General features: G+C 51.8%; 6 protein-coding genes and 3 pseudogenes. 6 read left to right on the top strand and 3 right to left on the bottom strand.

Annotation, left to right across the window (positions count from 1 at the left end; all coding sequences use genetic code 11):
- Together QZ279_RS13440 and rpoC are read left to right on the top strand one after the other, a co-directional pair.
- Positions 1 to 866, top strand: a pseudogene (locus tag QZ279_RS13440) (DNA-directed RNA polymerase subunit beta); the annotation flags it as partial.
- 91 nt (positions 867 to 957) lie between these two features.
- Entirely contained in the window at positions 958 to 5,208 is a 4,251-nt protein-coding gene (rpoC, locus tag QZ279_RS13435) for a DNA-directed RNA polymerase subunit beta' (RefSeq protein WP_293451707.1), read from the top strand.
- Between the two features lie 223 nt (positions 5,209 to 5,431).
- Here rpoC and QZ279_RS13430 read toward each other — a convergent pair whose 3' ends face one another.
- On the bottom strand, positions 5,432 to 5,782 hold the full coding sequence (locus QZ279_RS13430) for a hypothetical protein (protein WP_293451705.1): 351 nt from the start codon (positions 5,780 to 5,782) through the stop codon (positions 5,432 to 5,434).
- Positions 5,783 to 6,146: 364 nt separating this feature from the next.
- Here QZ279_RS13430 and QZ279_RS13425 point away from each other — a divergent pair, with 364 nt between their 5' ends.
- From QZ279_RS13425 to QZ279_RS13410, 4 genes are all read left to right on the top strand, one after another.
- Positions 6,147 to 6,635, top strand: coding sequence for a hypothetical protein (locus QZ279_RS13425; protein ID WP_293451703.1), 489 nt, complete (start codon positions 6,147 to 6,149; stop codon positions 6,633 to 6,635).
- A gap of 130 nt (positions 6,636 to 6,765) precedes the next feature.
- Complete coding sequence (locus QZ279_RS13420) at positions 6,766 to 6,897, top strand: hypothetical protein (protein WP_293451701.1); 132 nt, start codon at positions 6,766 to 6,768, stop codon at positions 6,895 to 6,897.
- Between the two features lie 19 nt (positions 6,898 to 6,916).
- The gene (locus QZ279_RS13415) at positions 6,917 to 7,072 is read left to right on the top strand and encodes a hypothetical protein (RefSeq protein WP_293451699.1); all 156 of its coding nucleotides are present in this window, start codon (positions 6,917 to 6,919) and stop codon (positions 7,070 to 7,072) included.
- Between the two features lie 129 nt (positions 7,073 to 7,201).
- Positions 7,202 to 8,095 carry a DMT family transporter gene (locus tag QZ279_RS13410; RefSeq protein ID WP_366513972.1) on the top strand — a complete coding sequence of 298 codons (894 nt, stop codon included), beginning with the start codon at positions 7,202 to 7,204 and terminating at the stop codon, positions 8,093 to 8,095.
- 167 nt (positions 8,096 to 8,262) lie between these two features.
- On the opposite strand, the pseudogene QZ279_RS13405 reads toward QZ279_RS13410, so the two are convergent.
- Both QZ279_RS13405 and QZ279_RS13400 read right to left on the bottom strand, forming a co-directional pair.
- Positions 8,263 to 8,457 (bottom strand): annotated as a pseudogene (locus QZ279_RS13405) (glycosyltransferase); the annotation flags it as partial.
- Between the two features lie 137 nt (positions 8,458 to 8,594).
- A pseudogene (locus QZ279_RS13400) lies at positions 8,595 to 8,855 on the bottom strand (glycosyltransferase); the annotation flags it as partial.
- Between the last annotated feature and the right edge of the window lie 304 nt (positions 8,856 to 9,159).

Genomic DNA, 9,159 nt, shown 5'->3' with positions numbered 1-9,159 from the left:
AGCTTCAGCCAGGCGACAAAATGGCCGGCCGTCACGGTAACAAAGGTGTTATTTCTAAGGTTGTTCCAATGGAAGACATGCCGTTCCTTGCGGATGGTACACCTGTTGACTTCTGTTTGAACCCGCTTGGCGTTCCATCGCGTATGAACGTTGGTCAGATTTTGGAAACGCACATGGGTTGGGCCGCACGTGGTCTCGGCATGAACATCGATGAAGCACTCGGCGCATATCGCCGCTCTGGCGATTTGACACCTGTGAAAGAAGCGATGCGTTTGGCTTATGGCGATGACGTCTATGCTGAAGGGCTGGAAATCATGAGCGATGATGACCTGATCGAAGCGGCTGGCAACGTCACAAACGGCGTTCCAATCGCGACGCCAGTCTTTGACGGCGCGAAAGAGCATGACGTGAACGACTCGCTGAAACGCGCTGGCTTCTCTGAAAGTGGTCAGTCGGTTTTGTTTGACGGCCGTACAGGCGAGCAGTTTGCACGCCCTGTTACGGTTGGCATCAAGTACCTTCTGAAACTGCACCACCTCGTGGACGACAAAATCCACGCGCGTTCTACGGGTCCATACTCGCTGGTCACACAGCAGCCATTGGGCGGTAAAGCGCAGTTCGGTGGACAGCGCTTCGGTGAGATGGAAGTTTGGGCACTTGAAGCATATGGCGCAGCCTACACGCTTCAGGAAATGCTCACCGTCAAGTCGGACGACGTTGCAGGCCGTACCAAGGTCTATGAGAGCATCGTTAAAGGTGAAGACAACTACGAGGCAGGTATTCCAGAGAGCTTTAACGTTCTCGTTAAGGAAGTCCGCGGCCTTGGTCTGAACATGGAACTCCTGGACGCTGAGGAAGATGAATAGGGACCAAATTTTCTAGAAAATTTGGATGGCGGTTTTTCTAGAAAAACCGCCGCCCTCTATCTCCCAAAGCTCCCCTTTCAAGGATTTGAAAATGAACCAGGAACTGACAAACAACCCGTTTAACCCGGTTGCCCCCATCAAGACGTTCGACGAGATCAAAGTCTCGCTCGCGTCCCCTGAGCGCATCCTGTCGTGGTCTTTTGGCGAAATCAAAAAGCCGGAAACCATCAACTATCGTACCTTCAAGCCAGAGCGCGACGGCCTGTTCTGTGCGCGTATCTTTGGCCCGATCAAAGACTACGAATGCCTCTGCGGTAAATATAAGCGCATGAAGTATCGCGGCGTTGTCTGCGAGAAATGTGGTGTTGAAGTTACGCTTCAAAAAGTACGTCGTGAGCGTATGGGTCACATCGAACTGGCGTCCCCAGTTGCGCACATCTGGTTCCTCAAGTCGTTGCCTTCGCGCATCGGCCTGATGCTGGACATGACTTTGCGTGATATTGAGCGTGTTCTCTACTTTGAAAACTATGTCGTAATCGAGCCTGGCTTGACAGACCTCACCTACGGTCAGATGATGACCGAAGAAGAGTTCATGGACGCGCAAGACACCTTCGGCATGGACGCATTTACTGCGAACATCGGTGCTGAAGCGATCCGCGAAATGCTGGCACAGATTGATCTTGAGTCCGAGGCAGAAACGCTACGTGCGGATCTTGCTGAAGCGACAGGCGAACTAAAGCCAAAGAAGATCATCAAGCGTCTTAAGGTTGTTGAAAGCTTCCTAGAGTCCGGCAACCGTCCTGAGTGGATGATCCTGACAGTGATCCCCGTGATCCCGCCAGAGCTTCGCCCATTGGTTCCACTAGATGGCGGCCGTTTTGCAACGTCTGACCTGAACGATCTCTATCGTCGTGTAATCAACCGTAACAACCGTCTTAAGCGTCTGATTGAATTGCGCGCACCTGACATCATCGTGCGTAACGAAAAGCGCATGTTGCAGGAATCTGTAGACGCATTGTTCGACAATGGCCGTCGTGGTCGTGTCATCACTGGCGCAAACAAGCGTCCTTTGAAATCCCTCAGCGACATGCTGAAGGGTAAGCAAGGTCGTTTCCGTCAAAACCTTTTGGGTAAGCGCGTCGACTTCTCTGGTCGTTCGGTCATTGTGACGGGTCCAGAGCTGAAGTTGCACCAGTGTGGCTTGCCCAAGAAGATGGCGCTCGAACTGTTTAAACCGTTCATCTATTCGCGTCTTGAGGCCAAAGGTCTGTCTTCCACAGTGAAGCAGGCGAAGAAGCTCGTTGAAAAAGAGCGTCCCGAAGTTTGGGACATCTTGGACGAGGTCATTCGCGAGCACCCAGTCATGCTGAACCGTGCGCCGACATTGCACCGTCTTGGTATTCAGGCGTTCGAACCCGTTCTTATTGAGGGAAAAGCGATCCAGCTTCATCCGCTCGTGTGTTCTGCGTTTAACGCGGACTTCGACGGTGACCAAATGGCTGTTCACGTACCGCTTTCTTTGGAAGCACAGCTTGAAGCCCGTGTTCTGATGATGTCCACGAACAACGTTCTGTCGCCTGCAAACGGCGCACCGATCATTGTTCCGTCACAGGATATGATCCTTGGCCTGTATTACACGACGCTTGAGCGTACGGGTATCAAAGGCGAAGGCATGGTCTTCTCTTCCATCGATGAGGTGCAGCACGCACTTGATAATGGCACGGTGCACTTGCACTCCAAAATCACTGCGCGCCTTCCCCAGATCGATGATGAAGGCAACGAAGTCATGAAGCGCTTTGAAACCACGCCGGGTCGCGTACGTCTTGGTGCGCTTTTGCCGCTGAATGCCAAAGCACCGTTTGAATTGGTGAACCGTCTTCTGCGTAAGAAAGAAGTTCAGCAGATCATTGACACGGTCTATCGTTACTGTGGTCAGAAAGAGTCTGTGATCTTCTGTGATCACATCATGACAATGGGCTTCCGTGAAGCTTTCAAGGCCGGTATTTCGTTCGGTAAGGACGACATGCTGATCCCAGAAACCAAATGGCCACTCGTTGACGAAACACGCGGTCAGGTTAAAGACTTTGAACAGCAGTACATGGACGGCCTGATCACTCAGGGTGAAAAGTACAACAAAGTTGTCGATGCTTGGTCAAAGTGTAACGACAAAGTAACTGACGCGATGATGGGCTCTATTTCTGCTGCACGTCACGATGATCAGGGCGCCGAAATGGAACCGAACTCGGTTTACATGATGGCTCACTCTGGTGCGCGTGGTTCTGTGACACAGATGAAGCAGCTGGGCGGTATGCGCGGTTTGATGGCGAAGCCGAATGGCGACATCATCGAAACACCGATCATCTCGAACTTTAAAGAGGGTCTGACCGTTTTGGAGTACTTTAACTCTACACACGGTGCTCGTAAGGGTCTGTCAGACACGGCTTTGAAAACAGCGAACTCTGGTTATCTGACACGTCGTCTTGTTGACGTTTCTCAGGATTGCATCGTGCGTATGCGCGATTGTGGAACTGAGAAAATGATCACTGCCGAAGCGGCTGTGAACGATGGTGAAGTTGTGTCATCGCTTGCGGACCGTGTCTTGGGTCGTGTTGTTGCACAGGACGTTCTGCGTCCTGGCACTGACGAAGTTCTGTTCAAGACAGGCACGCTGCTTGACGAGATCATGTGTGACACAATCGAAGAGGCGGGCGTTGCATCCATGCGCATCCGTTCACCTTTAACATGTGAAGCCGAAGAAGGCGTTTGCGCCATGTGCTACGGTCGTGACCTTGCACGCGGTACAATGGTTAACTCTGGTGAAGCTGTCGGCATTATCGCCGCTCAGTCCATCGGTGAACCGGGTACACAGCTAACAATGCGGACATTCCACATTGGCGGCGTTGCTCAGGGTGGCCAGCAGTCGTTCCAAGAAGCAAGCCAAGACGGTAAGGTTGTCTTTGAAAACCCACAACTCCTTGAGAACGCCCTTGGCGATATCATGGTCATGGGTCGTAACATGAAGATGATCATCAACGATGAAAACGGCGAAGAGCGTGCAAGCTACAAGCTGGGCTACGGTACGAAGTTGTTTGTAAAAGACGGCGAGATGGCCGCACGTGGCGACAAACTCTTTGAGTGGGATCCCTACACGCTGCCAATCATCGCTGAAAAAGCAGGTACTGCTAAGTTCGTTGACCTCGCATCCGGTATTGCCGTGCGCGACGAGACAGACGAAGCGACAGGCATGACCCAGAAGATCGTGATCGACTGGCGTGCTGCACCCAAGGGTAACGAGCTTAAGCCTGAAATCATGATCATTGATCAAGATGGCGAGCCAGTACGCAACGATGCAGGTAACCCTGTGACCTACCCAATGTCCGTGGATGCAGTTCTTTCAATCGAAGAAGGTTCTGAGGTCCAAGCCGGTGACGTCGTCGCGCGTATCCCGCGTGAAGGTGCCAAGACCAAGGACATTACAGGTGGTCTGCCACGTGTTGCGGAACTCTTTGAGGCACGTCGCCCCAAGGATCACGCGATCATCGCTGAAATCGACGGCAACGTACGCTTTGGTAAAGACTACAAAAACAAGCGCCGCATTTCCATCGAGCCTATCGACGAGAGCTTGGAAACCGTTGAGTACATGGTTCCTAAGGGCAAGCACATTCCTGTTCAGGAAGGTGACTTCGTCTCCAAAGGTGACTACATCATGGACGGTAACCCTGCGCCGCATGACATCCTTTCTATCATGGGTGTCGAAGCGTTGGCTGACTATATGATTAACGAAGTGCAGGACGTTTATCGCCTTCAGGGCGTTAAGATTAACGACAAGCACATCGAAGTCATCGTACGTCAGATGCTCCAGAAATGGGAAATCCTCGACAGTGGCCAGACAACACTGCTCAAAGGCGAGCACGTTGATAAGCAAGAATTCTTGCAGGCCAATGAAAAGGCAAATGCCCGTGGGTACAAGCCCGCAACGGCTGAGCCAATTCTGCTGGGTATCACCAAGGCGTCCTTGCAGACACGTTCATTCATCTCCGCGGCGTCGTTCCAGGAAACAACGCGTGTTCTTACGGAAGCATCCGTACAGGGCAAGCGCGACAAGCTGGTCGGCCTCAAAGAGAACGTCATCGTGGGTCGTCTGATCCCAGCCGGTACAGGCGGGGCGACACAGCAGATGCAACGCGTTGCGCAAGATCGCGATAACGTCGTTGTTGAAGCACGCCGCATTGAAGCCGAAGCTGCTGCCGCACTGGCCGCACCAACGGATGATATTGTCGGTGGTGACGTGTTCGAGAAGGCAGAGGATGTGTTTTCCACACCCGAAAGCCGCGACGAGTAAAGCGTAACACTTAGAAATTGAGAAAGGCCCTTGCTAGCAATAGTGGGGGCCTTTTTCGTTCGTGGAATTCCGCTCTTCTAGCGGGCTGCCCAGCAAGCGTTTCGATCAAGGCTGCGGCTGATATTGCGAAGACACTTATGAACCCGACACTGCTTGGCAGGACGGAAAACAAAACAAGATCAAAGCCAAGCGCTCAACCAAGTCCGGCAAAATCGAAAGGTGCCTACGCGCTAACGGGTGCGCTTTTTGTATGCGTCATAGTCTTGGTGTGCACGCGCAGGAAGGTCATCGTGAAGGCGTATGCCAAACCTGCGAAGACGCCGATTTCAGCGTGGTCTTCCAACGCTACTAAAGGGTCCTGCAATAGTAGAATAACGCCTGAAAATCCGAATGCGATCGCACTGTTGATTGCCTTTGAAATGCGCTTTTTCGAGAGGAAAGCGGCAAGAGGCAAGAAAAGAACGGAGGCCAGATGGCCCAGGATTTGGTTATTTGTGACGGGAAAATCGGCCAAGGATAGAAACGACATCGCCATAGAAAATGCGCCAAAGAGATAGCGCGTGGCATGCAACATCGGGCGTTGTCATTTCAAAGTATTGGGGAATTCGTTGCGCGCGACCATGTTCAAACAAATAGGAAGCAGCGCCAATGCTGAACGCCAAAATATGATTTTCCCGATTGGCACGCTTTGCGCCGCGCTGTGAACGGCTGCCATCAAAATGCTGCCAAAAGGCAAAGCCCGACGTGCTGTATGAAAGTATCCACTTCATTCATCGGTTCTTTGCGCAATTTTGATTTAGATCCAGATCACTTCCAAAAGCGTTTAAGTCTTAGGAAGAAAAGCGACCTCTAAAACGCGTCAGTTTCTCTATTCCGGTCTACACTATCATTCTCTGTCGAATAGCTTAAGGGACAGTGTACCTTTAGGAGAATGAACGATGGAAGCTTCACACAGCGTGCCGGAATTGGTCGCCGCGGCGCAAAGCACAGCAAACGCATGCCAAGAACGCATTTCAGAGACTCAGGCTCTCAAAGGCGCGAGACAGGATTTAGACATTGCGATCGCAGAGTTGGAAGCGGTGGCCGTAGATATCTTTTCGGTTTTCGAAGCGCGTATGCAGCATCATTTCAAGCGCGGCCCGTTTTCGCGTAAGCTAAAAACGAAATTGCTGGAGGCTGGTGAACCTGATCTGGCGGATCGACTGCATCAATATTACCTCGCTGTGAATGTGCTGAAGCATGGCAAAGGGGCGAGCTATCGCGAACTGCTCGCTAACCCATCTTCAATGGTAGCGATGAACGTTGCTGACGACGTTAACACGCGTGAGGATCGCGCTACGTCTGGTTTGGTAGATGTCACACATTTGGGCTTTTTTGACAGTCTTTGTTCGACGATCCTTGAGGCCACTGAGTTCCTTGAAGGGTAGTCGACTGACGCAGGTCTTGTTGAACAAAAATGCCTTTGAATTTTGCTGCTAACCTAAGTTTCATGTTTACAGAGCTCCCTTTTGAGAGCCGCTTTAAAGCGGCAGCGCGGGCAGGGGGTAATGGCATCGAGTGCTTGTTTCCCTACGATTTTTCCCCGAACGTATTGTTGAGCTTGCTGAGAATGCGGGCGTCATCCTTGCGCTGCACAACGTATCGTCGGGCGATTGGAATGAAGGCGAACGTGGGCTTGCTGCAATTTGATTGCTAGCACGTGCAGATCATGGACGGGGATGTGCTTGAGCGTTTGCGTGAGTATTGTCACGATATCCAACACATCCAAATCTCAAGCGCCCCAGATCTTGCAGAGCTGGATCATGGCGCGTGTGGATACGGCGCTGTTTTTAAAGTGCTTAAAGGGCTGAACTATCAAGATTAGATCGGATGCGAATACCGGCGCGAAGATTCGCTATTGATGGCCTGAGGTGGTTTACTAAATATAGCGACGCTTAACGTCGCTTAGGGGCTAGGACTTGGCCAGTCCTTAGGCAATAGAAGAAGAATGAACATGTTTGCCAACCTCTCCGATAATGCCAAGGGCGCGCTCTTGATGATGTGCTCCATGGCGGCGTTTACGTTTAATGATCTCTGCATAAAAGGGATAGGAACCGACATCCCATTGTCGCAACTGCTTTTCTTGCGCGGAATTCTCGCAAGCGCGCTGATCTACCTGCTCGCACGCTACTTAAAAGCTCTAGATTGGCCTGCGCTCGCAAAAGATCGTTGGCTCATTCTATTGCGTTCATTGGCCGAGGTTGCTGCTGCGTATTTCTTTCTGACCGCACTCCTGAATATGCCTTTCGCAAATGTGACCGCGATTTTGCAGACACTACCTTTGACTGTGACACTTGTTGCCGCGCTTATCTTTAAAGAGGCGATTGGCTGGCGACGTATGCTGGCCATTGTGATCGGTTTCGGTGGAATGCTGTTGATTGTTCGCCCGGGAACTGACGGTTTCACGATACACTCGGTCTATGTTCTTATAGCGGTTATCTGCGTAACAGTTCGTGATCTTGCTGCGCGCCGCCTCAGCAAAGATGTGCCCTCGCTTACAGTGACGCTAGTGGGATCGTTGTTCGTAATGTCGTTTGCAGGTTGCGTGAGCGCAATGTCGGGCGAATGGAACACATTTAACAGCGTGCAAACACTCATGTTGCTCGCGTCTGTGATCTTTGTGATAGGGGGCTATGTGTTTTCCGTGATGGTCATGCGCATCGGCGAAGTCGGGTTTACGTCACCCTTTCGCTACACAGCGATGATTTGGGCTTTGGTGCTTGGGTATCTGTTCTTTGGCGAATGGCCCGAACCCCTGACATTTGTCGGGGCGGGGTTGATCGTCGCGACTGGCATCTTCACGCTATACCGTGAAGGCTGGGCCAAACGACGTGCGGCACTGACATAACCAAACACGCGTCTGATGTGATCAGCGTCGACCCCAAATTCGACACGCATCATCGCTTCACCCTGTGCATCAAGTAGCTTCAAATCGGGTGCGGTCACGAGAGGACCTTGACGACTGTCATTAAAGTCATTGTGGCCGCGCAAATACATCGCTGGTTTGTCAAAGCTGATAGAGGGCATAAACCGCCCCATGCGACCGTGCGAGAAGTTCATGATGCATTTGCGAATATGCGGTGCGACAGCCACGCCCAGTGCAACACCCCAATACGGATGAAACGTCTCTTCAGATAGCAGTCCTTCGGCACAGGGGCGCACCACGAACCCTCGGGGATAATCAAACGCGACGAACTTGTTGCGCGCCAGAAGCGGCTGACAGTCCTGTGCTGCTTGCTTGAAGTGTTCAATGAAAGTTTAACCAATCGCATCGTCATCATCATGGCGAAATTGCAAACAGGGTTATCAGATTTGACACGCACTGCGTTGAACGCCTTCTGCATGGTTTCGCGATGATCTGCAGGGGCGTGCGCTTGAATGACGATCTGCGGGATCGGTGCGCATAGATCGAACAAGCGTTCTTGGTAGATGTCGGGCAGGTTATCCCCGATGACGATCACAAAGGTAAAATCACCCTCGGTCTGCGCCGCTATTGAGGGCAGCATGATCGTTTCAAAGTGGCGAAACCGCTCTTCCATGCGCTTGGTCTGATACAGGAACGCGCTGCGTTCTTCGACGCTGTCATGTTCAACCTGAAAACTACCCATTGCACGGTAGGAAAAACGGCACAATCCGATGATCTGCATTAAAGGCTCCGATAGAGTGTACATGCCACATCTAGAGTATGGCATTCGGCGGGTTTTGCAGTAAGAGGGCAGGGTGTTTGTACCATGAAGCAAGCGATGTTGACACATCCAGCGACTCCCCCTAAAAGCCACTCATCCGGCTCTGGGGGTAACTCTATTTGCCGATATCATATCGACTGTGGTCAAGGTCTGGACAAATACGCTCCACACCCTCTGAAACCCAACCGCGACGTTCACCTCGGAATGGGAACGTTTGCGGTTTTTT

This window comes from Planktotalea sp., from assembly GCF_018607965.1.
GTDB lineage: Bacteria > Pseudomonadota > Alphaproteobacteria > Rhodobacterales > Rhodobacteraceae > Planktotalea.
Note: the sequence above shows the minus strand (reverse complement) of the source record. Positions and strands in the feature narration are given on the sequence as shown.

What these genes read in the sequence shown, in the direction of transcription:
- rpoC (WP_293451707.1), top strand. Translation starts at nt 958, where the DNA reads ATGAACCAGGAACTGACAAACAACCCGTTTAACCCGGTTGCCCCCATC.
- QZ279_RS13415 (WP_293451699.1), top strand. Translation starts at nt 6,917, where the DNA reads ATGGACGGGGATGTGCTTGAGCGTTTGCGTGAGTATTGTCACGATATC.
- QZ279_RS13425 (WP_293451703.1), top strand. Translation starts at nt 6,147, where the DNA reads ATGGAAGCTTCACACAGCGTGCCGGAATTGGTCGCCGCGGCGCAAAGC.
- QZ279_RS13410 (WP_366513972.1), top strand. Translation starts at nt 7,202, where the DNA reads ATGTTTGCCAACCTCTCCGATAATGCCAAGGGCGCGCTCTTGATGATG.
- QZ279_RS13430 (WP_293451705.1), bottom strand. Translation starts at nt 5,782, where the DNA reads ATGTTGCATGCCACGCGCTATCTCTTTGGCGCATTTTCTATGGCGATG.